The 26530-nt window shown below is 50.0% G+C and carries 19 protein-coding genes; 6 read left to right on the forward strand and 13 right to left on the reverse strand.

Annotated elements, in window-relative coordinates; all coding sequences use genetic code 11:
- Positions 1 to 43: 43 nt before the first annotated feature.
- Both H6G45_RS00360 and H6G45_RS00365 read right to left on the reverse strand, forming a co-directional pair.
- Positions 44 to 2893: a right-handed parallel beta-helix repeat-containing protein gene (locus H6G45_RS00360; protein ID WP_190595511.1), complete on the reverse strand. Its 2850-nt coding sequence runs from the start codon at positions 2891 to 2893 to the stop codon at positions 44 to 46.
- A 331-nt stretch (positions 2894 to 3224) separates the two neighbouring features.
- Entirely contained in the window at positions 3225 to 6071 is a 2847-nt protein-coding gene (locus tag H6G45_RS00365) for a right-handed parallel beta-helix repeat-containing protein (RefSeq protein WP_190595513.1), read from the reverse strand.
- A 221-nt stretch (positions 6072 to 6292) separates the two neighbouring features.
- Between H6G45_RS00365 and H6G45_RS00370 the strand changes: the two genes are divergently transcribed.
- The gene (locus H6G45_RS00370) at positions 6293 to 9364 is read left to right on the forward strand and encodes a plasmid replication protein, CyRepA1 family (protein ID WP_190595516.1); all 3072 of its coding nucleotides are present in this window, start codon (positions 6293 to 6295) and stop codon (positions 9362 to 9364) included.
- A gap of 169 nt (positions 9365 to 9533) precedes the next feature.
- Here the strand turns inward: H6G45_RS00370 and H6G45_RS00375 are convergent, their stop codons facing one another.
- The 4 genes from H6G45_RS00375 to upp all read right to left on the reverse strand — a co-directional run bounded on the left by H6G45_RS00375 (position 9534) and on the right by upp (position 13198).
- Positions 9534 to 11189 (reverse strand): TAXI family TRAP transporter solute-binding subunit, encoded by a 1656-nt coding sequence (locus H6G45_RS00375; RefSeq protein WP_190595518.1) that lies wholly within the window; start codon positions 11187 to 11189, stop codon positions 9534 to 9536.
- Between the two features lie 16 nt (positions 11190 to 11205).
- On the reverse strand, positions 11206 to 12084 hold the full coding sequence (locus tag H6G45_RS00380) for an MBL fold metallo-hydrolase (RefSeq protein ID WP_190595520.1): 879 nt from the start codon (positions 12082 to 12084) through the stop codon (positions 11206 to 11208).
- A 93-nt stretch (positions 12085 to 12177) separates the two neighbouring features.
- A complete protein-coding gene (locus H6G45_RS00385) occupies positions 12178 to 12477 on the reverse strand; it encodes a hypothetical protein (RefSeq protein WP_190595522.1) in 300 nt (99 codons plus the stop codon).
- 70 nt (positions 12478 to 12547) lie between these two features.
- The gene (gene upp / locus H6G45_RS00390) at positions 12548 to 13198 is read right to left on the reverse strand and encodes a uracil phosphoribosyltransferase (RefSeq protein ID WP_190595524.1); all 651 of its coding nucleotides are present in this window, start codon (positions 13196 to 13198) and stop codon (positions 12548 to 12550) included.
- Positions 13199 to 13423: 225 nt separating this feature from the next.
- Between upp and H6G45_RS00395 the strand changes: the two genes are divergently transcribed.
- Together H6G45_RS00395 and H6G45_RS00400 are read left to right on the forward strand one after the other, a co-directional pair.
- Positions 13424 to 14272 carry a prohibitin family protein gene (locus tag H6G45_RS00395; protein ID WP_190595526.1) on the forward strand — a complete coding sequence of 283 codons (849 nt, stop codon included), beginning with the start codon at positions 13424 to 13426 and terminating at the stop codon, positions 14270 to 14272.
- Positions 14273 to 14374: 102 nt separating this feature from the next.
- A complete protein-coding gene (locus tag H6G45_RS00400; RefSeq protein WP_190595528.1) occupies positions 14375 to 15709 on the forward strand; it encodes a hypothetical protein in 1335 nt (444 codons plus the stop codon).
- On the opposite strand, the gene H6G45_RS00405 is transcribed toward H6G45_RS00400, so the two are convergent.
- From H6G45_RS00405 to gltD, 7 genes are all read right to left on the reverse strand, one after another.
- Positions 15672 to 17678, reverse strand: a complete 2007-nt coding sequence (locus H6G45_RS00405; protein ID WP_190595530.1) for a serine/threonine phosphatase — start codon at positions 17676 to 17678, stop codon at positions 15672 to 15674. The genes H6G45_RS00400 and H6G45_RS00405 overlap by 38 nt on opposite strands.
- 383 nt (positions 17679 to 18061) lie before the next feature.
- Complete coding sequence (locus H6G45_RS00410) at positions 18062 to 18787, reverse strand: hypothetical protein (protein WP_190595532.1); 726 nt, start codon at positions 18785 to 18787, stop codon at positions 18062 to 18064.
- Positions 18788 to 18821: 34 nt separating this feature from the next.
- The gene (locus tag H6G45_RS00415) at positions 18822 to 20828 is read right to left on the reverse strand and encodes a ribulose bisphosphate carboxylase small subunit (protein WP_190595534.1); all 2007 of its coding nucleotides are present in this window, start codon (positions 20826 to 20828) and stop codon (positions 18822 to 18824) included.
- 131 nt (positions 20829 to 20959) lie between these two features.
- A complete protein-coding gene (locus tag H6G45_RS00420; protein ID WP_010871404.1) occupies positions 20960 to 21262 on the reverse strand; it encodes a EutN/CcmL family microcompartment protein in 303 nt (100 codons plus the stop codon).
- Positions 21263 to 21294: 32 nt separating this feature from the next.
- The gene (locus H6G45_RS00425) at positions 21295 to 21630 is read right to left on the reverse strand and encodes a BMC domain-containing protein (protein ID WP_010871405.1); all 336 of its coding nucleotides are present in this window, start codon (positions 21628 to 21630) and stop codon (positions 21295 to 21297) included.
- A gap of 128 nt (positions 21631 to 21758) precedes the next feature.
- A complete protein-coding gene (locus tag H6G45_RS00430) occupies positions 21759 to 22070 on the reverse strand; it encodes a BMC domain-containing protein (RefSeq protein ID WP_010871406.1) in 312 nt (103 codons plus the stop codon).
- 465 nt (positions 22071 to 22535) lie between these two features.
- The gene (gltD, locus tag H6G45_RS00435; RefSeq protein ID WP_190595536.1) at positions 22536 to 24020 is read right to left on the reverse strand and encodes a glutamate synthase small subunit; all 1485 of its coding nucleotides are present in this window, start codon (positions 24018 to 24020) and stop codon (positions 22536 to 22538) included.
- Between the two features lie 77 nt (positions 24021 to 24097).
- On the opposite strand from gltD, the gene H6G45_RS19740 reads away from it, so the two are divergent.
- The 3 genes from H6G45_RS19740 to H6G45_RS00445 all read left to right on the forward strand — a co-directional run bounded on the left by H6G45_RS19740 (position 24098) and on the right by H6G45_RS00445 (position 26158).
- Positions 24098 to 24220 carry a hypothetical protein gene (locus tag H6G45_RS19740; protein WP_277922694.1) on the forward strand — a complete coding sequence of 41 codons (123 nt, stop codon included), beginning with the start codon at positions 24098 to 24100 and terminating at the stop codon, positions 24218 to 24220.
- Between the two features lie 77 nt (positions 24221 to 24297).
- Entirely contained in the window at positions 24298 to 25623 is a 1326-nt protein-coding gene (locus H6G45_RS00440) for an ankyrin repeat domain-containing protein (RefSeq protein WP_190595537.1), read from the forward strand.
- 46 nt (positions 25624 to 25669) lie between these two features.
- Positions 25670 to 26158 carry a Tab2 family RNA-binding protein gene (locus tag H6G45_RS00445; RefSeq protein WP_242017981.1) on the forward strand — a complete coding sequence of 163 codons (489 nt, stop codon included), beginning with the start codon at positions 25670 to 25672 and terminating at the stop codon, positions 26156 to 26158.
- The last annotated feature ends 372 nt before the right edge of the window (positions 26159 to 26530 follow it).

Raw genomic sequence — 26530 nt, forward strand, 5'->3', positions numbered from 1 at the left:
CAAAAATTGAGACTGGCCAGGCCTTCTTTCAGGTTGGCTCCCGCTAAATTACGCCAATATTATCAGCGGCCAAAGTCAAAATTAAGTCATTGTAATCCCGGTCTGACAAGCCGGAATTGACGGCGATATCTTCAATGCCAATGGTGAGCCTGCCCCCCATACTGCCAAAGGTTTGGAATTGAGCCGCTCCTCCTGGATTGGCAGCGGAATAGGAACTAAAGGCGGCGTTAATGTTGTCCTGGGGCAATAAGAGAACACCATAGTTGGCAGTGGAGTCGAGTCCTAAGGCAAAGCCCTGGGTGCCTTGAAAAGCTGGCAATTGGGCCGCCGAGAATACTAAACCTTCATTTTGGGCTTGGGTAAAAGCGGCGGCTAAGTAACCACTTTGTCCCGGCAAAAGGCCATTGACTGCCCCAGTTAAATCGTCAGTGCGATAGAAAGCCAGTCCGTTTTCATTGCCCGCCAGACGACGGACAGTGAGGGGCGCCGATTGCCCGGCAAAATTAGTATTAGTGCCCGTGTTGGGTAAACTGAAACTAGCAGTTATGCCCCCAGCAAAGGTGGCTGTGGCATTATTTCCTTCCACTGATAAGCTGGCCAAGGCCAATTGGTTACCGCTACTATCCTGGGCAAAGGGAGTCCAGGTGCCAGTATCAATGGATTGCACTGCCGTGGTACCAAAGGCCTGCCCTTCAGAAGTGAACCAATTACTGCTCGGATCATCGGAGTACACTTTGTCCACCGTCAAAACATTGGCGCTACTAGCTTGGGCATCACTAAGCACAGTGAGACTAACAGTGCCGTTGGTTAAGCCAAAGGTAAAAGTGCCCCCGGCGCTATCGGTACGGGCCACAGTTAAATCGGTAGTTTGGGTTAAGGAAAAACTATTGGCTCCCACTGCTTGACTGACTAAACCATTAATCCAGCCATTGGCAATTTGGGTTTCGCCTAAATTATTATCTACCCCTTGATTATTATTAAATGTGTTGTTTGTGGAAGGACTATTGAGAAAGCTGTAGCCATAGCCCTGGTTGGTTTGGGATTCATTCCCGGTTAAATTGTTACCCCCACTGCCGACAATGGCGAATCCGTCGCTGTCATTGCCTTGGGAAAAATTATTAATTAATTGGTTGCCGGTGCCTGTTGTGTTGACGGTAAAACCAAAGCCATTATTATTTATGGCGATTACCTGGGGATCATTATCGGGCAACTCTGGGCTGGGTGCACCTCCAATAATATTGTTGAAAGCTTGATCTGTAATTAACAAACCTCCTAAACCATTGCCAAGAGGTAAATCAGTATTAAATCCTCCTCCTATTTGTGAATTAATAACAGTATTATTATGAGCTCGATCAGCAATGACTAAGCCGTAACCCTTATTGGCGGAAAAAAGATTAATGGGGAGGGCAGAAGGGGTTTGGCTTTGAAAACCACCAATGAAGTTGTTGTTAGCATTGCCACCGATCAAAACACCATGGCCACCGTTGGGTAATGGACTGTCGCCAAAAGTACTAGTGCCAGCAATATTCGGATCAATTGTTACTCCCGTAGCGTTCCCCGTAAGATGAATCCCATGGCGAACATTACCGGAAAACGCATTGGTTCGCAGGGTATTATTGCCCCCGGTGGAAGTAATTAAAATGCCGTCTTGACCGTTTGGAGCAATAGTACTAAAAGCAAATAGGCCACTGAAGGTATTGAAAGAGGTAAACCCGGTAACTTCGTCTTTTACTTCCACGCCGTTGAGGGTATTACCGGAAGTTACATTACCCAGGGGAATTATGCTCCCGAAACGAGTATCGCGGGAAGTTCCCTCCACCATCACACCGTTTAAACCATTGCTAACAATGGTGGCGTTATTAGCTCCAGCGCCAAAAAAGTTGGCATGGACGATAGTATTATCAGCATTGGTTAAACGCAGACCGTTACCGCCATTACCACTGACAACGTTGTAGAAAACAAAAGGATTTTGACTTACAGTTGTTCCTAACAAAAAGTTGTTGTCAGCTTCATTAATGGCGACGCCATCAGCTCCATTACCTAATGCAGAATTACCATCAGCCACAGTGCCAATGAAGTTCCCCGCTAGGGTGTTAAATTCCGATTGTTGGTCAATTAAAACACCGTTGCCCGTATTGCCAGAAATTAAATTACCCTGGGGAGGAACAACGAATTTAACTGGGCTCCCATCTCCAAAAGGCCCCGCATCCACGGGATTATTGCCCCCGGTTTCAAAACCACCAATGAAGTTATCACGAGAGCCTTGGGTAACTAAAATGCCGTTGAGGCCATTGCCTAATTTGATTTGCCCAGTTACATCTGTCCCGATGTAATTCATCGAGATGCGGTTATTAGACGAACCAGCCAAACGGATACCATTGCCTTGGTTTCCGGAAATAACATTGGAAAGCTGAAACTGACCGCTAGCACTGCTGGTAGTACCAATCAAATGTTGGCTCGTTTGAGTACCGAGAAAAATGCCATCTCCCTGGTTTCCCCTGGCGGTCTGGCCATCTAAATCGACACCAATATAGTTACCCTGGATAATGATGTTATCAACTTCAACGGTAATTCCATTAGTACTACTGCCAAAGATCGCCAAGCCTAAAACTTGGGAACCAGCGGCACTATTCCCCCCTGAACTGGTAAATTTAAAACCGGTGTTGTTGTTGAAATTGATCGCCACCAGGGGACGGCCATCAAAACCAGGGGCGGTGGTGCCGTCTATGGTGACATTATCAATAATTTCCGGTAGATCTGACAGTAGATTAATGGAGCCGGTGACAGCAAAGCTAATAACATCATTGCCAGGGTTGAGGTTCGCATCTAAAATCGCCTGTCGTAGGGAACCAGCGCCAGAATCATTAAGATTTGTAACAGTAAAATTTACCATGGTCACTGAACCGTATTCAAATTTAAACTACTTTCCATTTGCCGCCCATTATTTCACATAACCGTCGGTAGTCCACCCCCTGCGTATCTTTGGCGATCGTCCGATTAAAACCCTGCCGGGGCAAGAAATCCAACCCACCATTCGCAAAGTTTCCATGGCACTGTCTGACATTTGGCGGGGGGCGTTGAAGGTTGTGATTGGCTATATCTCTGTAGTACGGGGAGATATTTTGAAATTATTGCCAACCTTAAAAAGGCAGAGTTTTGACCAGATTTACTTTGCTCCCCCCTACGACAGTGAGCTTTATTTCTCATCACCCCCTATCCCAGACTTAAATGCCACCAATATTACCAGCGGCGATGGTCAAAATAAGGTCGTTATAATCCCGGTCTGACAAGCCAGAGTTAACGGCAATATCTTCAATGCCAATGGTGAGTCTCCCCCCAATACTGCCAAAGGTTTGGAATTGAGCCGCTCCTCCTGGATTGGCAGTGGAATAGGAACTAAAGGCGGCGTTAATGTTGTCCTGGGGTAATAAGAGAACACCATAGTTGGCAGTGGAGTCGAGTCCTAAGGCAAAGCCCTGGGTGCCCTGAAAAGCTGGCAATTGGGCCGCCGAGAACACTAAACCTTCGTTTTGGGCCCGGGTAAAAGCGGCGGCTAAGTAACCACTCTGCCCCGGCAAAAGGCCGTTGACTGCCCCAGTTAAATCGTCAGTGCGATAGAAAGCCAGTCCATTTTCATTGCCAGCCAGACGACGGACAGTGAGGGGCGCCGATTGCCCGGCAAAATTAGTATTAGTGCCCGTATTGGGTAAACTGAAACTAGCAGTTACTCCCCCAGCAAAGGTGGCTGTGGCATTGTTCCCTTCCACCACCAAACCGTTCAAAGCTAATTGATTACCGCCACTGTCCTGGGCAAAGGGAGTCCAGGTGCCAGTGTCAATGGATTGCGCTGCCGTGGTACCAAAGGCCTGCCCTTCAGAAGTGAACCAATTACTGCTCGGATCATCGGAGTACACTTTGTCCACCGTCAAAACATTGGCGCTACTAGCTTGGGCATCACTGAGAACAGTGAGACTAACAGTGCCGTTGGTTAAGCCAAAGGTAAAAGTGCCCCCGGCACTATCAGTACGGGCCACAGTTAAATCGGTAGTTTGGGTTAGGGAAAAACTATTGGTTCCCACTGCTTGACTGACTAAACCGTTAATCCAGCCATTGGCAATTTGGGTTTCACCTAAATTATTATTTACTCCCTTGTTGTCATTAAATGTGTTGTCGACCCCAGGGCTATTGAGAAAACTGTAGCCGTAACCGTCATTAGTTTGGGATTCGTTCCCGACCAATGTGTTGCCATTACTGCCGATCACAGTAAATCCGCCGCCATCGTTATTTTCCGCTAGGTTACTGATTAATTGGTTGCCGACCCCTGTTGTATTGAGGACAAAACCAGAGCCATTATTATTCTTGGCGATCGCCTGGGGGTCATCGGACACTCCGGCAGTGGGAAAACCACCGACAATATTGTTAAAAGCTTGGTCAGTAATTAACATTCCTCCCAAACCATTACCGAGGGGAAGATCAGTATTAAATCCTCCTCCCATTTGGGAATTGATCACAGTATTGTCATGGGCTTGGTCAGCAATGACTAAACCAAAACCACCATTGGCAGAAAATAAATTGCGCGGGATAACGGAAGGAGTTTGATTTTCAAAGCCACCAATAATATTATTGTTAGCATTACCACTGAGTAAAACACCATGGCCTCCATTGGGCAATGCACTATCACCAAAGGTACTAGCTCCCACAACATTAGGATCAATAGTTACCCCGGTAGCGTTCCCTGTGAGGTGAATGCCATTGCCAGTATTACCAGAAAATACATTGGTGCGGATGGTATTATTCCCACCGGTAGAAGTAACCAAAATCCCATCTTGACCGTTTGGTGCCGCAGTACTGAAAGCAAATAAACCACCAAAAGTATTGAAGGAAATAAAGCCAGTAACTTCATCCTTAACTTCTACGCCGTTGAGGGTATTACCTGCAATTACATTGCCCAGGGGAATCACTCCCCCTAGGGTGGTATTGGTAGAATTTCCCTCCACCATCAACCCGTTTAAACCATTACTAACAATGGTGGCATTATTAGCGCCAACCCCCAAAAAATTGGCATGGATAGTAATGTTATCGGCATTAGTTACCCGCAGACCATTACCACCATTACCACTGACAACGTTGTAGAAAACAAAAGGATTTTGACTTACAGTTGTTCCTAACAAAAAGTTGTTGTCAGCTTCATTAATGGCGACCCCATCTTCCCCATTCCCTAAGGCAGAATTACCATCAGCCACAGTGCCAATGAAGTTCCCTGCTAAAGTGTTAGATTCCGATTGTTGGTCAATTAAAACGCCGTTGCCTGCATTGCCAGAAATTAAATTTCCCTGGGGAGGAACCACAAATTGAACGGGGCTGCCATCCCCAAAAGGCCCTGCATCCACGGGGTTATTGCCCCCGGTTTCAAAGCCGCCAATGAGGTTATCACGAGATCCTTGGGTAACTAAAATACCATTGAGTCCATTGCCCAATTGAACCTGTCCAGTTACGTCTGTCCCGATGTAGTTCATCGAGATGCGGTTATTAGACGAACCAGCCAAACGGATACCATTGCCTTGGTTGCCGGAAATGACATTGGAAAGCTGAAACTGACCGCTAGCACTGCTGGTGGTCCCAATCAGATGTTGGCTCGTTTGAGTACCGAGAAAAATGCCATCTCCCTGGTTTCCCCTGGCGGTCTGGCCATCTAAATCGACGCCAATATAGTTACCTTGGATGGTGATGTTATCAACTTCAACGGTAATTCCATTAGTACTACTATTGATAACCGCTAGACCAAGGAGTTGGGACCCCGCAGCACTATTGCCATTGAAATTAGTAAATTTAATTCCAGGATTATTGTTGAAATTAATTGCGACTAGGGGGCTGCCGTCGAAACCTGGGGCGGTGGTGCCGTCTATGGTTAAAGTATCGATAATGTCCGGCAGGGCCGAAAGCAGGTTAATCGAGCCAGTGACAGCAAAGCTAATTACGTCAGCGCCAGGGCTGAGGTTGGCATCTAAAATTGCTTGTCGTAGGGAACCAGAACCAGAATCGTTAAGATTCGTAACGGTAAAGCTTGCCATAATTTTGATACCAAAACCTTTGTTTAACTGTACACGGTTTTCCTTCCAGGTCTAAACCCAATTAGACGATCGCCGGGGCGAAAACTGGACTAAGATTAAGTGCCGCAGAAACAAATCGAGATCTATGCCGTCAGTGGGGGTAAATCGCCAGAATTTGAACATTTTAGCTGCTACCACATTTAGCGTTTTGCCCCTACAATAAGACTCCCCGCACACTAGATATGGAGTCTTGTTCCGGCAAGACCGATGGCAGAATGAATCACTTGCAAGAATGGCGGCAAAGTTGTGTAGATGACCAACTGACCCGTCTTAATGTTACTCCCCTGCTGGGGGATGCCCCCGCCCAACATCTGCTTTATGCCGATGCCATCCAACGTCGTAATGATGGCCGGGTTAGTGATGGTCTGTTGAAACGTTATGCCCACATCGCCGCGGGGGGCTGGTGGTGTTCTGGCATCGATTTATTGTCCGGGGAGAAAGATCTATGGGGGTGTTTTAAACCCGATCGCCCGAGGCAAGATGGGGAAAGCAGTAAAACTATTAAATATGAGCATCCCCCCAAAACCCCCACAGGAATTTTTGCCCTGCGGGTGCCCCTTCATCTTTGGGAAAGGATTGCCACTAAAGCAGGGGTAACCCTGACAACGGAGGATCAAGATCCAGACCAGCCGGATTTAGGCTTTTGGCAATGGTTAATGGGCCATCCAGAAATTCCCTTGGTGATCACAGAAGGCGCAAAAAAGGCCGGGGCTCTGCTCACGGCCGGCTACGGGGCGATCGCCTTACCGGGAGTCCACAACGGTTACCGCACTCCTAGGGATGAGCAAGGGCAACGCATCGGCAAATGCCAACTAATTCCGGCCCTGGGTAAATTAGCCACTCCCGGCAGGCAAATTCTGATTGCCTTCGACCAAGACAGTAAACCCAAAACCATCCAGCAGGTGAATTTAGCCATTCAACGGTTGGGCTATCTGTTCAGTCGTCAGGGCTGTGAAGTCAAAGTTCTGCAATGGGAGCACCACCTTGGTAAGGGGATCGATGATGTGATTGCTAACCAGGGCAGTGATTATCTGCAACAGTTGGCTAGTAAAGCTCTGCCCCTGGAAATTTGGAAAGCCCACCGGCTCAATCGCCTCACTCATAACCGGGGCGTGGAAGTGGAAGCTCGCTATTTACCGCCCCTGACCATTCCCGCTACGGAAAAATTAATTGCCCTGCGATCGCCGAAGGGCACAGGCAAAACCGAATTTCTGGCCCGCATTGTCCGCCAGGCCCAGGCAGAACACAGGCCAGTGCTGGTAATTGGCCACCGCATTCGTTTAGTACAAGAACTCTGTCACCGTTTTCAATTGCCCTACGTGGGGGATTTACCCTCTTCTCCCCTGGCTCGCCAAAGGGGTTTTGGTCTATGCATCGACTCCCTCCATGGCCACTCCCAAGCCCAGTTTGACCCGGAACAGTGGCAAGATTGCCTGATTATTATCGACGAAGTGGAGCAAGTGCTCTGGCACGGACTTAATTCCGACACCTGCCGTCGTCAGCGGGTGGCTATTTTGCGGAACCTCAAGCAACTACTGCAACATAGCCTAGAAGGAGAAGGACAAATTTATGTGGCCGATGCTGATTTAACCGATGTTTCCCTCGATTATTTGATCAGTTTGAGCGGTATTCCCCTCCAACCCTATGTGATCCGTAACCATTGGCAACCGGGGGCAGAAGAGGCTTGGCCCATTTATCACTTTGGCGAAAACGATCCCAAGCAACTGGTCAAACAACTGTTACACCATATTCGGGAAGGGGGTAAACCGTTCGTTTGTTTATCTGCCCAAAAGCTCACCAGCGCCTGGGGCACCCGCAACCTGGAAGCCTACCTGAAAAAACAGTTTCCCGATCGCCGTATTTTACGCATTGACGCCGAATCCCTCTCCGATCCCCACCATCCAGCCCATGGCAGTTTAACTAACCTCAATCAGGTGTTGGCAGACTATGACATTGTGCTCAGCAGTCCCGCAGTGGAAACCGGGGTCAGCATTGACCTGCAGAACCATTTCACCTCTGTTTGGGGTATTGCCCAGGGCATCCAAACCGCCACTTCCGTTTGCCAATCCCTCGGCCGCATCCGCCAAAATATTCCCCGTTATCTCTGGGCCGCTAGCTATGGCTTTAACCAAGTGGGCAATGGAGCTACGGCCATTAGCAAATTCCTCACTGCCGGTCATCGCTTAACGGAGGTCAATATCCGCTTACTGCAACAGTCTGACTTGGATAATTTAGACGACTTAGACACGGGTTTCCAGGCGGAATCTTTGCTTTGTTGGGCCAAAATGGCGGTGCGCATTAACCTGGCCATGGTTAATTACCGGGAATCCATTCTTGGGCTGTTACACCAGGAAGGGCATCAGTTATTGGGGCCGCCCCCGGCTTTACCTTCCCTTCCAACCCCCGCCAGTGACCCAGACCATCCCCTCAGTACGGTCGCCCCTCAGCCCCTGCAACAGGCCATTGAAGCGGTGCGAACACAAAATTATCTCGCTGACTGCCAGGCGATCGCCGACGCTCAACCGTTAACGGAGCCGGAATATCAACAATTAAAGAAAAGGCTAGTGAAAAATGGCCGGGAACGCCAAAGGTTACGCCGCCATGAACTGGCCCAACGCTACGGCATCCCTGTGACGGCCGACCTGGTGCAAAAAGATGACCAAAATTGGTATCAAAAACTGCGTTGGCATTACTTCCTCACTGTGGGAAGACCATTCCTAGGCGATCGGGATGCCAAAATTGCCCGTTTACTATTGGATCAAGGACAGGGTAGTCTCTTTCTGCCGGACTTTAATGGCTCCCAGTTAGGGGCAATCATCGGCACCTACGACATCATCGGTATTCCTATTCTCCTCGGCCATCCCCAACGGGAATTGTGTGCCCTGGATGAGGATTTAATTGCGTTGGGTAAATTAGCTTTAGCGAACCGGGATGACATCAAAACGGTGGTGGGCATTGGTTTGGCCAAAAATGCCAGTCCCATCACCATTGTGCGTCGCTTCCTAGAAAAACTGGGCTTTGGCATTAAATTAGTCCGCACCCAAACTGTGCAGAAAAAGCGGGTGCGAATTTATCAAATCACCTGCCCCCAGGATGGCCGGGAAAAGGTCTTCCAAGCTTGGCTCCAAGGTGATCGCCAATGTCCCGGCAGTTCAGAACAATGGATGGCGGATTACTGGCAAAAATTACAGAATGCCCCCAGAGTGGAGGATCAAAATCAGCCCTTTGTGCAACTTAGCCTGGAGTTGGGGTAGCTCTGATGTCTAGGACTAAACAAGGGAGCTTGGATAAATGGACTCGACAAACCAATAGCTTTAGCTAGGGGAAGTCAATTTCAGTTGATGTTAATTCAAACGGCAGAGTGAACTACTCCGACCCGCTTAAGCTGAAGTCGTAGGTTCATATCCAGAAACCAGCAACGGATTAAACCCTTTCCATGGTGGGCTGGGGGCGACTGGTGAGAATATCCAACAGCAGTTGCATTTGGTACAGATTGAGATAGGTGGGAAAATCCAAATGTCCTTTGAGGAGCATTTCTCGGTAAATTTCCTGACATTGCCGTAGATGTTCCGTCATCCAAGGCGTATTATGGCCCTGCCATTGTTGCACCTCAGTTAAACCGCCGATGATTTTGGTTAAATCCTTATCCTGCTGACGGTTAATTTCCATGCGACATTGTTCGATGAAAACTTCATTCATTCCTTCAATTTGTTGATACAAATCCGGTGCCAAATTGCCCTCAATCAACATCAAACGATAGCTCTGTTTTAAACTTTCAATTTCCCTTAACGCTTCCTGGGGGTTTTCTCCAGCGGTTGTGCCCAAATCGGCGATCGCCTGACGATGGCCCACTAGGAACTTTTCCGTTTTACGCTTGCGCCAACCCCTAATTAAAAAACCAATGGTGGTGGTGCTCAACAACATAATGGAAGCGGCCTGCAGGGGTTTGTTGTCCTGGAGATAACGTAGCCAAGCAATGCGGGGGTCTCCCTCCCGATAGGTGCGGATGGCCGCAGGATGAATGTACAGCAGACCTTCATAAAGATTAACCGAGCCATTTTCCGCTGCTAATTTGGGGTAAAAAGAAGCAAATTGACGGGAATTGGCAAAAATCGCCCAGGTCATCAGGGCTACCTTTTCCCGACCCACATTGGGCCTGGTCAGCAACGCCCCCCCGGTGGAAATGGTGAGTACATCTTCCGAGGGAAAGGGAGGCAAAGCGCGGTACGTCCCTTGGGGAATATAGGCTTTGCGATAGGACTCGGGAAACTGCAAAGTCAGGTAATTAATAAAGCTTTCGCTCAGGGGCACAAAATTAACATCTCTAACAATGGTCAATTGTTCCCGCACTTCATCGCTGGCCTTGAGGGGTCCCACATACACCAGCGCATCCAAAGGACTGTCGGGGGCAGTAAAACTTTGCAAGCCCAGGCCTAGAGCTGATTGGGTATAGGGTTGAATGGTCAAACTGGTGGAGTCAAATAAGCGGGTGGCGGTGAAGTTGATGCCACTGCCGGGGGGCCCAATGCTAACTTTTTTGCCTTCTAGGTCCCTCAAGGTATTCACATTGTCATTTTTGCGGCCAACAATGTGGGCATATTCTTCAGTCAAAATGGCCACGGCGGCCACATCCCCCGCTTTCATGGCTTCGCTGGCCACATCCAATTGCACTAGGGCAAAATCCACTTCCCCATCCAATAGCCGCTGTAGATTTTGTTGGGAACCCTGGGAATTTTTTTCATCTTCCACCACTAAATCCACGGTGGCCGCTGATTCCTGAATTTGTTGACCAATGCGGGCATAGGCACTGAGGTTACTGCCACTGGACAGGGTAACGGTGGTGGGTCTCCTGGTGGTGCAACCAACGAATACCAGGGGCAAAAAGACAATCACAACCACAGCCCAGCGGAGTCGATGTTGGAGTAATTTCTGTAGGGAAAAATTATTGGCCAATGGGGACAGGGTAAAAAGGTTCAAAACTGGACTAGATCTCAAGGCTGGTGGCGAATGGGGGAGATGAAAAGTACCGCTACCTCCGGCCGGCAAAGCTTGAATAGTGATTTCAGGAGCCGAATCCATTGAAGATAGACTGACTTCACTCCACTATGGTAATGGTTGCCAAGGAACTGTCCATTGTTCCAGGGGTTAGGCTGATTTCCATGCCTTCTTTGGCGATCGCCGTGGCAGGAAATTGTTGTTTAGCCTGATTTAATATGCCGTCTAACATGGAATCATCATGACCGGGGTCGTGGTGGAAAAGAATTAACTGCCTTACCCCAGCGGCCTGGGCTACCTTCACCGCCTCTTGCCAGGTGGAATGGCCCCAACCCACCTTGCTCACCTGGCGATCGTAATATTCTTCGTCGGTATAGGTTGCGTCAATAATCAACACATCCGCACCCTGGGCTAAAGCCAACACATTCCCATCCAGGCGATCGGGGAAATGTTCTGTATCCGTGATAAAGGCCACCGTAATGCCTTGCCAAGTCATCCGATAACCCATGGCTTCCCCGGGATGATTCAATGGCCTGGTCTGTAACTTAATATCATCAATGACAACGTCTTCCCCCACCTCCAAATCATAAAAGGCCACAATGCCCTGCATCGTTTGCAACGGCACAGGAAAATTGGGGTGTAACATCTGCTCATGGAGTCGTTGTTCAATGGTCATGCCATCGGGGGTGGGCACGCCATAAACTCGAAAAAAATTGCCAGGACGGAAAGCGGGGGCAAAAAAAGGAAATCCTTGGATATGGTCCCAGTGACTATGGGTAAAGAAAATATGGGCCGAGACTGCCCCCTTGCCCGATAGACTATCCCCTAACATCTTGATGCCCGTACCCGCGTCAAAAATCAGTCGTTCCTGTCCGATCGCCATTTCCACACAGGTGGTGTTGCCCCCATAGCGCAGTGTTGTTGGCCCTGGACAGGGGATGCTACCCCGTACTCCCCAAAATTTAATTTTGAATGTCATTGGACTGTCACTTCCTCTGGTTCCCTAGCAATGATGGCGGTAACTTCAACTAGACCAAAGGAATTGTGAGGAAAAGCCTTCGGCTGGGATTGATTAGCGATGTTCTTCTTGCACTTCCTTAATATTGTTTAGTTCGTTGACGTGGCCTAACTGGTCACGGACATCGTCAATAACCAAATTAAGTTGGGCAATTTTGTCTTCCAGGCGACGGCGGGCCAACTCAATATTTTCCTCGCTATCGAGATTTCCTCCCCCCTCAGTGTCCAATTTCTCCTGGTCGGGGCTTTGGGTGGCAGCTCGATTGGCCAGGACGGAACCTAAAATTCCCCCTACCACACCACCAATGACTGTGCCTAATAAAAATCCTCCGGCGAAGTTATCTTTTTGGGCCATGATTTTACTCCTGTTTTTAACTTTGGGGGGTGAAATTTGTAATTATTTGATTACTAGTTTAACGGCGTCATCAAGTACCAAAGCAACGATCGCCGGCATCCCCTAGGCCGGGCACAATGTAACCCCGGTCATTGAGCTGTTCGTCGATCATGGCGGTGTAGATGGTCAAATGGGGGTGGGCATTACTCAATTTCTGGAGGGCACTGGGGGCCGCCACCACGGAGACTAAACGGATTAAATTGGCATCAATACCTCTGGCCATGAGTAAATCCAGGGCGGCCATGATGGTGTTGCCCGTAGCCAACATGGGATCAAGTAATAAAAGATGGGTGCCGGGGGCAAATTGCTCCGGTAACTTGTTGAGATAAAGGCTGGGCTCCAGGGTAATTTCATTGCGCACCAAACCCAGATGGTAAATCTTTGCCAGGGGCAATAAACCTTGAGCCCCTTCTAATAATCCCAAACCCGCCCGTAGAATCGGCACAATTACAAAGGGTATTTGGGGGTCAATCAGGCTAGCCTTGGCGATCGCCAGGGGAGTTGTTACTTCCGTATCCACCGTTGGTAACCAATAACGACCAGCTTCATAGGTCAACCAACGCCCCAATTCCACCATGGCCGTTTTAAACAAAACCGGCGGCGTGTTTTCATCCCTAGCCACCCCCAACCAATGCTTAATTAAGGGATGCTCCGGCACATAAACACGTAATTGGGAAGCCATGGGAAAACTTAAAAGTTGATATCTAAAACTTAATTTTGGCCCCTGGGGAACCGCAAAGTTGGCTAAAAGTCGGGGTGTGATCTCACCGTCAGCAACAACTCGCCTCAAAGTTCCACTGTAGCTCAGATCGGGTTACCGCAAGTCGAGGCATTGGGAAGGGAAGGGTTTTCTGCCATACTTTGGGCAGGGATCTCCCCCAAGTACAACGACAGGCAGACAAGAATTATGAGCAAACAACCATCCTTTGACGGCTGGCAGTCCATTGTGGGGGGGCTGATTGCCGCCTTGTTAGTCCTGCTGAGTTTCAACTCCTTTGTGGTGATTAACCCTGGTCAGGCCGGTGTGTTGAGTGTGTTGGGTAAGGCCCAAGACGGAGCCTTACTAGAAGGTATTCATTTCAAGCCCCCCCTAGTATCCTCGGTGGATATTTACGATGTGACGGTGCAAAAATTTGAAGTGCCGGCCCAAAGCTCCACTAAGGACTTACAGGATTTGTCTGCTAGCTTTGCCATTAACTTCCGTCTTGATCCCACCGAAGTGGTCACCATTCGCCGTACCCAGGGCACGCTACAAAATATTGTGGCCAAAATCATCGCTCCCCAAACCCAGGAATCTTTTAAAATTGCCGCTGCCCGGCGCACAGTGGAAGAAGCTATTACCAAACGCAGTGAGTTGAAAGAAGACTTTGACAACGCCCTCAATTCCCGCCTGGAGAAATACGGCATTATTGTCCTGGATACGAGCGTAGTGGACTTGGCCTTCTCCCCAGAATTTGCCAAGGCAGTGGAGGAAAAACAAATCGCCGAACAACGAGCCCAAAGGGCAGTGTATGTGGCTCAGGAAGCGGAACAACAGGCCCAGGCGGACATCAACCGAGCCAAGGGGAAGGCGGAAGCCCAACGGTTACTGGCGGAAACTTTAAAAGCCCAGGGGGGGGAATTGGTCCTACAAAAAGAGGCGATCGAAGCTTGGCGGGAAGGAGGTGCTCCCATGCCCAAGGTTTTGGTGATGGGGGGAGAAGGCAAAGGGGCAGCCATTCCCTTTATGTTTAACCTGACTGACCTGGCCAACTAGCAACAGCAGGGACTTTATTGGTCCCAGGGTGGCTTCCCTGACTAACCCTTGGGGGCCACTTAATATAATCCGATAGCGCTATTTTTTCCACTGAGGTTCCCCATGGCAGATAACGAAAATATTGCCGAACCCCAGCCGGTGTATACGGGCACCATTCTTTATCCTTCCCCCAGTCCCTATGCCCTGGCCATTACCCCTTTGGTCCAGCTCAAGAAAATTTTCCAATCCCTCTACACCAGTTTGTTGAAAATAATGTGGCAGGAGTTGTGGGCGGGGGAAGTACAAAACAACGAAGCTTTTAATCTCATCCTTTTTTTGATTTTTTTGCTTCTTGCTTGGCTAACGTTTAGCTTTCGTACTGCTAGTCAATGGTTATTTACCTTATTTTTTATCTTTTGGTTTATTGACAACTCTATCAGCCACAAAAATTTTCAGAGGGGACATTACATTCGTCGGGTTTACCTCCGTCTCAATAGGGCTGGAAATTTAAGTTGGCAACTGCAATTACCCCAACGCCCTCCCCTTTCTATGGAATTTAATCCAGGGCAAGTGCGGGCCATCGGTGTGCGGCGGCGGGAAATTAGGGGGGGAGCCTTTCAGGATAAGTTGGCGACGGTGTGGCAGGGGCAACTGCTTCTGTACGATGGTTCTGATTGGATTTTTGAAGAAGATCAAAACCTTGACCGGGTGCTAGAGGCGATCGCCACGATCCAAGAATTGCTGGGGGAACCGGTGCCAGTGGGCTTTGAAGCTAGCCATGGACCAGGAGCCTATGCTTTGAATCCCATTACAACCCAGGAGGAAGCACGACTATTGCAACAAGGACAAGGGGTGGGGATAAAAAGGACAGAACGTAAATGGCAGATTTTTTCCCGTTGGCGTTGGGGGGATTCTTGGCTATTAATTCAACAAATTTTTCGGGAATCGGGTTTCCTGTTATTTGTGATGTTAATGATGGGATTTATGGTGCAATTGGGCGCTATTTTGGATGGTTTTCGGCGGGCTTTTGCGGGGGAGATGGTTTACGTTGAGATACCAACTAATTTTGGTTTAATGATGCCCTGGCAAGATTGGCGCATTGGTCTGCCCCTACTGCTGGCGATCGCCATTATGATTTATCGGGGCTGGCGCCTTAGTCGGGTTAAGTACTGTGCTGTGGACCAACATTTTGTACGGGCAAATTTGGACAATCAACCCCTGGGAAAAGTCCCCACCGACGCGGTGGAAGCCGTATTAACGGTGGGGCAGGAAAAGCCAGAAATTTTGGTCTTAACCGCCACCCACAGTCTAGTCATTCCCTCTTTCCAACGGCTAGAAGAAGCCCTCACCTATACCTGTATCCTCAGCAAGGCGATCGATGCATTTGTCTTGGCCAAACGTCAACCAGAAACCACTGAAACTACCATACATCCAAAGGAATTTGCGGACGAACCTTAAGCCGCACCAATACGCCGGTCAAATTATCGTGGCCATTGTATTCATTTGCCGCCTCCATTAATTTTCTCAGTCCCCGGTCCACGTCTTGACTGGAGCTAACATAGGGCAGGAGTAATTCTTGCCAATGCTCCTCGACAAAATCATTGTCGGAAATGCCATCAGAACAGAGCAGAATCAGGCAATCTTCTTCAATTTCAAAGATTTGTACATCTGGTTTGATATAGCTACTACTGTGGGGACCTAAGGCCTGGGTCAACTGATAGGCATCGGGGCGGGCATAGGCCAAATCCGGCTCTAGTCCGTTGAGGATGGCCTGTTGGCCCACTTCGTGATCCACCGTCAACTGTTCTAAACCGTTTTTGCGGGTGACTCGGTAAATACGACTGTCCCCCACGTGGGCGATCGCCATGGTGGTGTCCTTGACCAGCGTCATTACCAGAGTGGTGCCCATGCGGCCACTGCCAGAGCTGGCATTACTTTGATTAACTTCGTAAATTTTTTGGTTGGCCAGGCCAATGCCTTCAGCAATGGTTTTTTTATCAGGCAACTTATTGGCCATGACAATTTGAAAATATTCCAACAGGGTTTTGACTCCCATTTGACTGGCCACTTCCCCGGCGGCATGGCCTCCCATACCATCACAGACTACATAAATTCCTTGGGCTTTGATGGTCTTGCCATGGTTGTTGCGATGGGTTTCCACATCTGTGGTGATGCCAAAAAAATCTTCATTGTGCTGCCGGTGCCCACCCCGGTCAGTGTAGCCCGCATCCACCAGGCTAATTAACTGCATAGGCAATACCGCCGTGGGGACATCGTCTACCTCTTCCGAGTCAAACACATTGGCATCGGGCATGGTCACTGGGTTAGTACTGGAGGGAATTTCATCCCTTTGCAGAGCGCTTTCCCCACTTTCGATCGCCGCAAAAACCTCATCTGGAATCTGCTCGAAATCCACTTCATGGATGGTGAAATCTTCCCCTTCTTCCTCCACCATAATCACCAAATCTTCGATGTCCGTAAATAAATCGTCCATGTCTTGGTACTCACCCTGGGCCGCCTTTTGTAATATGGCCAACAATTCTTCTCCCGCCGAGGGGACCGGACTAAAATAACCATGTAATAGATCGCCAAATTCCTCTAGGGAAACCGGAGAGCTGCCATTGGCATAAATCTGCTCTAGGGCGATGTTTTGGTCTTCGTCCACCCGCAGATTTTGCGCCATCAACAGTCCTTTCCCCCAGCCGGCTGAGGCAAGTTGATGCCAGAGTTGGAAGAGTTGATTAATCCAGAAAACCATTTCCAGCCCAGGCAGGGAGTCCCCTTCGTCCCGCAGGATGTCTGCCAACACATCCCATTCAGAACGGTCTTCCATTAACACAAAACCATAATCTCCGTCACACCAGGCATCGTAGGCTTCGGGGATTTTGGGCACCAATTCCGGAAAGCGAAAATAAGGAATAATCGCCTTGGGTAAATTCAAGCTCGACCAGGTGTCATCGGCCATAATTTCCCCGTCGGACATTTGGGGTAATCGAGCTAACAGATCTCCCTGTTGGGATAATAATGCTTTCAGTACGGATGGTTGTAGGGGCTGGCAATCCACCACCCTACTTTTGAGCATAATTTGTTCCCCTCCCCCAAACTCATCAATGGTAAAGGGATTTTCTTCCACGGGGGTGAGTAATTGGTAACGTTGACCCACATCAATAAAATTTTCATAAAGCTTGATCTTTTGGGGATCAAAACTTTGCTCCGGTTCCCCGTCCGGGCCCACCGCCACTGGCACTGTCACCAACACCTTTAATATCTGACCGGCGATCGCCCCACAATGGGGACAATGGGCCTCTCCGTACTGCACCATTTCTCCACACTGATTACAGGGACGTTCCTTCAGGGACGCGCCACACTTTTGGCAAACACTGTCACGGTTAGGATTTTCGGCGGAGCACTGGGGACAAATCAGCATAATTTAGGCGAGACGCAATGGACTGAGGTAACTGGGACAAATGACAACCAGTTTTTTCCAGAAAAAGCCCCACTTTGCCCATAAGACAACAATCAAGCTGCGCCGGGACAAAAACCGTGACTACAGGCAAGGAGGGGAGATTTCCAGGGAGACGCTAATTTTTCAAGACTATCTCCCCCATGGTAAATACCTTATCTCAAAAATCAGACACTACTTCAATAAACTCTGCTTTTGTCGGCATTACCTCACTTAATAATCGGTTTAGCCAGTTCTTAACTCCCATTATTAGTTCTTAACTCCCATTATTGGTGATATGGCTCCCCTAACGCCTCATGTGGGGTAAAGACTTTATGTAATGGTGCAATGGTTTGATGCTCGTCAATTTAGGAACCAGAATATCGTCGTTCAGGAAACAAAGTTAAGAGCAATTGATTAATATAAACCTGACCCACCACGGGCGGCTTTTCCTTGATTTCTTCTGGGACTAACGGCGTAGTGGTGACCACAGTTGGAGCGGTTGGTACCGATTCCCTAGGGGGTTGATTGGGGGGAACATGTTCCTGTGGTTGGGCAGGATCTGGCATTGTTTCCTTTGCCATGGATTCTTTGGGTTTATCCGAGGGGGAATCCGTCCTAGGGGCAGGGGGGTCGTTGTCCCAGGGGGAAGGAATCGGGGCGATGGGGTTTGCTATCGAAGCGGAATTTTCTTCGGTAACGCTGTCACTAGTTGGAGCACTGGCGGTTACCGTCTGGGCACTGACAACCCGATTAATTAGTAAAGATCCAGGGGGAATCAGGGCCTGGGCATCAATGTTCTGTTGAAAAACTGTGCTCCGAGAACCGAGGCAGGCTGTTTGTCCAATGGTCACTGGCCCAATGAGCAGACAACCAGGGGCGATCGCCGCCTGAGCTTGGATTTGGACATCACCGGCATGGGCGGTAATTACACTGCCTAAACCAATGCAGACCCCGGCGTCAATGGTAATTTGACAATCCGGAGCCGCTTCTAAAATAACCCCCGGAGCAATCACCGCTGTTTCGTGAATGACCACGTTACCACTCACAAAATATTCAGAAAGACTAACACTGTGAACGGGCGGTAACTGCATGGCAAAATCCGGAGGGCTGGTCGACTAGTGGTTACTAGGGACGCTGAATAATGGTTTCCAACACCCGTCGTTTAGCCGCCGGATCAATGCCCAACAAGCGGACATATTCGCCATTGTGGTCTGCCAAGCAACCTTCTAGGGCCCGCAACACTTCCGACTCGTGGGTACTGGTGATGGGGGCACAACTCTGCCAGGATTTCGCTTTAAAGCGGCGTTTATCCGTATGTTCGGTGCCAATTTTGTAACCTTGGGCCAGGAGGGAACGCACCTGGGTGACCACACTATTGTCTAAACGCACAGCGGAGTTACCATAGCTGCTGCCGTTGCTACCGCCAAAGCCATTGCTGGAAGCACTACCAGTGCCACTAACACTAGCCGAAGACGGCGATCGCCCGGAAGTAACGTTATCCCCCGGACGTTGGATAATTTGTTCCAACACCCGTCGTTTTGCTCCCCGGTCAATGCCGATAATCCGCACATACTCCCCGGCATGGTCAGCGAGGCAGGCTTCCAATTTGGCTAAAACTTCAGCTTCCCGACCCCCGTCAATGGTGGGACAGGTATCCCAGGATTTGGCTTTAAAGCGACGTTTATCCGTGTGTTCGGTGCCAATACTGTGACCATTAGCCAGTAACCCCCGCACCGTTGCTACTACCTCTGGGGTTAAACCACCACCGCTGCTATTACCGGGGGCACTTACTGGAGCCGATTTGTAGGTGCCGGCGCTGCTAGCACTGCTGGACTTGCTGACACCATTGCCATTGGGACGGTGTACAACAATTTCTGCCAGTCGCCGTTTACCCGCCGGATCAATGCCGATAATGCGTACATATTCATTGGTGTGGTCAGCAATGAAACGATTTAATTCCTGCAGAGCTTCCCCTTCCCGATGACTGCTAATAGTCCCCCCGGTCAACCAAGAGCCGGTTTTGAAGCGACGGGCGCTGGCATATTCCAAACCAATTTTGCAACCCTGGTGCAACAGAGCGCGCATCTGATTAGCACTGTCCCCAGCTAAACTTCCTCCCTGGGCCGCGCTACTCCGGCTGGCACTGCCACTGCTCAAGGCCTTGGTCGTAGTGGTGCCCCGACTGGGGGAACCGGGTACATCGCCGGGGCGTTGGATAATCACTTCCACCACCCTGCGCTTGGCCCCCTGGTCAATGCCAATTAGGCGCACATATTCCCCCGCAAACTCCTGGAGCCAACCTTCCACCGTGGCAATGACCTGGTCGGGGCGGAAACCATCGGCGGTGCCACAGCTCTGCCAAGATTTGGTTTTGAAACGTCGTTCGTTGGCGTGCTCTGCCCCAATACCATAGCCCTGGGCCAGGAGGGAGCGGATCTGGTTGGTAATGTCAGAATTAATACTCATGTTGTCTATGGAATTTATATAGGGAGTTTCGGTAACGGGGGTAACAGCGGGGAGGGACTCCGGCAAAACACAGACGGCGGGACTATTCCCCTGGGTTGGGGAAGAACTTTCCCCTTGCATGGCCGCAATCTGCTGGACAAAATGGCGATCGCCAGCTTGCACATCCGGCAAACTATCTGCTTGGTGTTGCTGGGTAATCATGGCACCGGAGGGCACCAACTTGTTGGGGGGGATTTCCACATTCTGGACAAGGGAATGCATCATCACCACCGCCCCATCCCCCACCCGTGCATTGAGCACAGTGGAACGGAAACCAATGAAGCAATTAGCCCCTAGGTAAGCTGGGCCGTGAATCAAAGCCAAATGGGCCACACAGGTGCCCGGCCCAATCCAAACAGAATATTCCTGGTCATCGTCCCCCAGCACCCGACCAGTTTCTAGGCCGTGGATTACCACTCCGTGCTGAATTAAAGCATTATTGCCAATCCAAAAGGGGGTGCCCTCGTCGGCTCGGATGGAGCTACCAGGGGCAACACTGACCCCAGGTTGAATGCGCACATCCCCCACCACATTGGCAAACGAATGCACGTAGGCCGTCGGGTCAATTTGGGGGTCTGCTAAATGTTTGGACCAAGGCCTGGAGGCCAAGGCGGTGCGAGATCCCATGCAATAGTTCCTCCTAGATACAGCGAACAACCAGCCCAGGGGCTTTGCCAGCACTGCATCGGGTTCAAATACGTCCCAAGCAAAACCCTATTCCCCCAGTGGATAGGAAGGATGGGAAAAAGGGGGGAGCACTATCTCCCATCATCCCTCTTGTTATAGAGGGAGCCACTAGCCACATTAACCGTGTCGATAATGCCCACCACCATGGCATCCAAGGGGCGATCGCCATTACCCCGTTCCTTACGGGCGGCACTACCCCGGGCCACCAGCACCCATTCATTCAAGCCTGCCCCCACCACATCGCCGGCCACCTCATAGCGTTCTAGGGGTTGGCCTTTGGTGTCGAGGAACTGAACCAGAAGCAGCTTGACGCCGGTCAAGTTTGGTGTCTTCGATGTACTGACCACGGTCCCCAAAACTTTGGCAAGTTGCATGGCTTAATTGGGCTCAAAATTTACAGGGAAAACTAACGGCGGATAATGGAAGGGTTAACGATTTCCCGGAACTGTTCCACTGCTTCGGTGTAGCGAATGGGAAGAACATACTCTAGGTTTTCGTGGGGACGGGCAATAATGTGGTTAGACAAAACCTCACCACCGTTCACCCGACGGATGTTCTCGATGCCAGCGGTAACCGAGGCCTGCACTTCAGACACGTCACCCCGCACAATCACGGTAACCCGACCGCTACCAATTTTTTCGTAGCCCACCAGGGTAACCCGGGCGGCTTTCACCATGGAGTCGGCGGCTTCCACAACGGCGGGAAACCCGAGGGTTTCAATCATTCCAACTGCAATTGACATAGGTTTAAGTTACTCCCAGGGAATATCAAATCAAAAAATCAAAATTACGCTGCTCAGCGCCCATGGCCCCGGCTCGGCAGTGCTGGCTATTCTGTGTAGTTGACTACCGATCGCCAAGCAAAGGGGAATTAATATGTCCGAAATTGTTCAACTTCTTCGGTGTAGCGAATGGGAAGGACGTATTCCAGGTTTTCGTGGGGACGGGCGATGATATGGGTGGAAAGCACTTCGCCACCGTTGACTCGGTTAGCGGCTTCAATACCAGCGGAAACAGAAGCTTGTACTTCGGACACATCCCCCCGCACAATGACGGTAACCCGACCGCTACCGATTTTTTCGTAGCCCACCAGGGTAACCCGAGCGGCTTTAACCATGGAGTCGGCCGCTTCTACAACAGCGGGGAAGCCACGGGTTTCGATCATTCCAACTGCAATGGACATGGGGGATAGTCTCCTAGAATCGTGAAAGGGCGGGTAAAAGTTAGCAGGCGAGTTCGACTGTGGTCAGAGGCAGAGCCGGATCTGGCCATTCCCACCAAGGGAGCAAAACTCAGAACCCGATTGATTGCCTAACAGTCCACAGTAACAGCTTTGGTGAACGGAAAAATCAAGAGAATTTCAGAGCAGATCTTAGGAACCCAAGACAAACCCCCGACACAAAAAGTATCGGCTCCTGACAGACTTTCCTGCTGTTGAGGTCGAATTTAGGAGGATAAATAAAAAATTTACGGAAATTTGATTATTTACCCTATGAAAAGCATAGGAAACCTTGGGCCCTTTGACAATATAAGTGATTATGATAATTTTTAATTCGACTGTTCAGCATTGCTAATCAAAAAAAATCAGGGGGCGATCGCCGCTGCCGACGCTCACTTATATGATCAATTAACCGATGGCTATGGGCACCTAGGGGAGATCCGTTTCCCCCATGAGGTAAAGATCACAGGCTTTAGCCGCCCCTCGACCTTCATTGAAGGCCCAGACCACTAAACTTTGACCCCGGCGACAGTCCCCAGCGGCAAAGACACCAGGAATACTAGTTTCATACTGGCCATATTCAGCTTTGACATTGCCCCGGCCATCTTTAGCCAATTTCATCGCATCTAATAGTTGACTTTCTGGCCCGAGGAATCCCATGGCCAGCAGTACCAACTGGGCCGGTCTGACCTGTTCTGTGCCGGCCACTTGCTGGGGAATAAAGCGTCCCTGATCATCCTTTTCCCAACAGACATCCACCGTGTGCACGGCCTTAACCCGCCCTTGGTCGTCCCCTTCAATTTTGGTGGCGGTGGTGAGATAACTGCGGGGATCGTGCCCATAGACGGCGGCGGCTTCTTCCTGGCCGTAGTCCATTTTGTACACTTTGGGCCATTCTGGCCAGGGATTATTGGCGGCCCGTTCCTCGGGGGGTTTGGGCATAATTTCCAGTTGCACTAAGCTTCTGCAACCGTGGCGGAGGGAAGTCCCCACGCAGTCAGTACCAGTATCTCCCCCACCGATGATCACCACGTCCTTGTCTTTGGCACTAATAAAGTCCGGACCGGCAGCCTTATTTAAAATTGCCTTAGTGTTGGCGGTCAAAAATTCCATGGCAAAGTGAATACCTTCCAATTCCCGACCGGCGATCGCCAAATCCCTGGGCTTAGTGGCACCGGTACAAAGCACCACCGCATCGTAGTCTTTGAGTAGGGTTTCTGGGGGTAAATCCTTGCCAATTTCGGTATTGCAAACAAAGGTGACTCCTTCCGCTTCCAGCACGTTCAACCGGCGGAGCACCACCTCTTCTTTGTCCAACTTCATATTGGGAATGCCGTACATGAGCAAACCACCGGGGCGGTCTTCCCGTTCGTAAACCGTCACCCAATGGCCCGCTTTATTCAGTTGGGCAGCGGCGGCCAAACCAGCGGGGCCAGACCCCACCACCGCTACTTTTTTCCCAGTACGTTTTGCGGGTGGTTCCGGGGTCACCCAACCTTCCTGCCAACCCTTTTCGATGATGGAATATTCAATGTTTTTGATGGTCACCGGGGGATTGTTGATGCCCAACACACAGGAGCCTTCACAGGGAGCGGGACAAACCCGACCAGTGAATTCGGGAAAATTATTGGTTTTATGGAGACGGTCTAGGGCTTCCCGCCACAGGCCCCGATAGACTAGGTCGTTGAATTCCGGGATGAGGTTATTGATCGGGCAACCACTGGCCATGCCACTGATCAAATTACCGGTGTGGCAAAAGGGCGTGCCGCAATCCATGCAACGGGCCCCTTGGGTTTCCACCTGTTCGTCGGGCATGGTTAGGTGGAATTCGTCCCAATTCCTCAGGCGATCGCCAGGGCTTAACTCTTGGGGAATTTCGCGGGTATATTCCAGAAAACCAGTGGGTTTGCCCATGCTCGTAGTTACCTCTTGTGGTGGGGGCCATCGCCATAAATTGGGGCTTAAGCCTAGTTTAAAGCAGTTCCCAACCAATGGAGGGTAACTTTTATCGAGATTTGCTGGCCATGTTGCTTTTTGTTACAAATCCCCCCGCTACCATCACCCTAGGTTGTTGGCAAAAATCCCCGACGGGGGAATGCCCAGGCCCCGAATAACAATGATATTTTGGGAAATGGGCAATCCAAACGGGCAAAAGTCAAAGCATTTTTACTCAAAAATCAGCAATCAAACCATGGTCAATCCCATTGTGGTAGCGGCTAAACAGGGTCAATGGCAATTGGTGCAAAAACACTTATTTACTGCCACCCCAGACCAGGTTAATCAAAGGGATGCCAGGGGACTGACAGCTTTGATGTATGGCGTAGCGGCCCTGGAAATGATCACCGTCAAACAACTACTCCAAGCGGGGGCTGACCCCAACCGCTCCCGGCCGCCCCATGGCATTACCCCCCTAATGTTGTTGGCGGGGCTACAGTACCACCCCAATGACGCTGAAAAAAATCTGGCTCAACAGGCGATCGCCGCAATGTTAATCGAATTTGGCGCCGAGGTGAATCGGGGCAACGATGACGGTACCACGGCGTTGATAATGGCGGCCTATCGCAATAATTTGCCTTTGGTGGAAACTTTATTAAGGGGAGGAAGCAAGGCACAGACCCAAGATCAACAGGGCACAACGGCTCTGGAATGGGCCATAAAACAGCAAAATCTGGCCATGGTACAGAAGCTGCTAGGGCACCAAGCTAGGCTGGATCTGAGGGATGGGGATGGCAATTTACCCCTGACCCTGGCCATCAATATAGGTGACCAAGCCATCGTTGACTGTTTACTGCAAGCCGGTGCCCCCTGGGATCAAAATGGTTGGTTCACAGCGGTGGAGGAAGGCAACACTTTTGCCGTCCAAGCATTGATTGAGGCTGGCTATCCCTTTGCCCAAGCTGGAGAAGCCGGGGATACAGCTTTACACCTTGCCTGTTTGGAAGGTTATGAACCCATGGTGGCGGTTCTATTAAAAAATGGCCCCAGGAATATGGTGAATGCGGTTAATCAAGCGGGGGATACGGCCCTACATTTGGCGATCGCCCAGGGACATTTGGAGATTGTGGGTCAACTGCTCAATGCCGGGGCCGATGGTAATTTTGCCAGTAATGGAGAACCGCCCCTCCTAACTGCACTAACTGCCACCCATGGGGATGCCCAGACCCAAGCGGCCATGGTTAACGCCCTGGGGGAGGCGGGGGTTGACCTCGATCAAACCCTATGGGAGGGAAAAACCCCTTTAATGTTGGCGGCCATGGAAAATCTGAGTGCTGTGATTATCGCCATTGCTAATTATGCTGTCCAAGTTAACTGTGCTGATCCCAGCGGCTCCACTGCACTGATGTGGGCTTGCCATCGGGGCCATGGGGAGGCGGCGCAAACCCTACTGGCTAATTTCCCCGCTTTGGAGGTTAACCTCAAAAACCAAGGTGGGCAAACAGCCCTCGATTTAGCACGATTAAATCGTCATTGGCCCATTGTGGCGTTGCTGGAATCCCATCTTTCCCGTAGCGCCTAATTGTTAACTAAAAATTTTGTTCGACTGTAATTTTCACTTCTCAACCATGGTTAATTCCCAGCCCTCTCCTCCCCAACCCTTGCCCGATCATCTACTGGGGGAAAGTTGGCAATTTGTCGCTCTGCCGGCCCAGGATATCTGGCCCTATTTTGGCGATCGCCCGATGCGTTATCAAGCCATGCCGGAGCATTTGTCCCCCCTCCAGCTAGGTTTAGCAGCGGATTTGCCCATACCTGGCGTGGTTATTTATGGTGGCCGTCAATGTCGTCAGATTGGTCAATGGCTAGCAGAACAACAACCAACAAGTCTGCTCTATATTGCCGAAGACCCCCAACAATCAGGAGGACTGGTACTTCATACCCAAAACGGCGATCGATGGGTGATGGTCACCTTTAAAGACGGGGAAATGGCCACAGCGGCGGGGGTATTTAATCAGCGGCAACAAAAGGCCAAAGGCTTACATTTTTTATGGCTCCAGCCCGATGATTCTGGGGTCACCACCACCGGATTTTGGTTATTGAGAAAGCAAAAATAGAACTCCATTCCTTGCGTCTAATCTAATTTCCCCTCTGCTTTTTTAGGAATGATTAGGTAAATTATCCCTCTTCCGTCAGAGTGGGTGAATTAGAATGGAGAAAAAAGGCTGGAAAGCCCAGAGGGAGTATGACGAAGGCAAGAGAAGCGAAAAAGACAGTACAGTGTGTGGACACGTACAGTGAACTGTACAAAGAAATATTTCCAGAAGTAAGAGCATATGAAGCTTTTAAATATCTAATGGTGGGAATGTTAAGTGATATAGCTGATTTATTTAGTTTTGAGACGTTTTGCTGGAGTTGTATGGTAACATGTTGGAAGAATAACACAAGAATCCATAAATAAATCAGTCATGACTTACGATCTTGATTTA

The organism is Synechocystis sp. FACHB-383, assembly GCF_014698605.1.
In the GTDB taxonomy this organism is placed as follows: Bacteria; Cyanobacteriota; Cyanobacteriia; order Cyanobacteriales; family Microcystaceae; genus Synechocystis; species Synechocystis salina.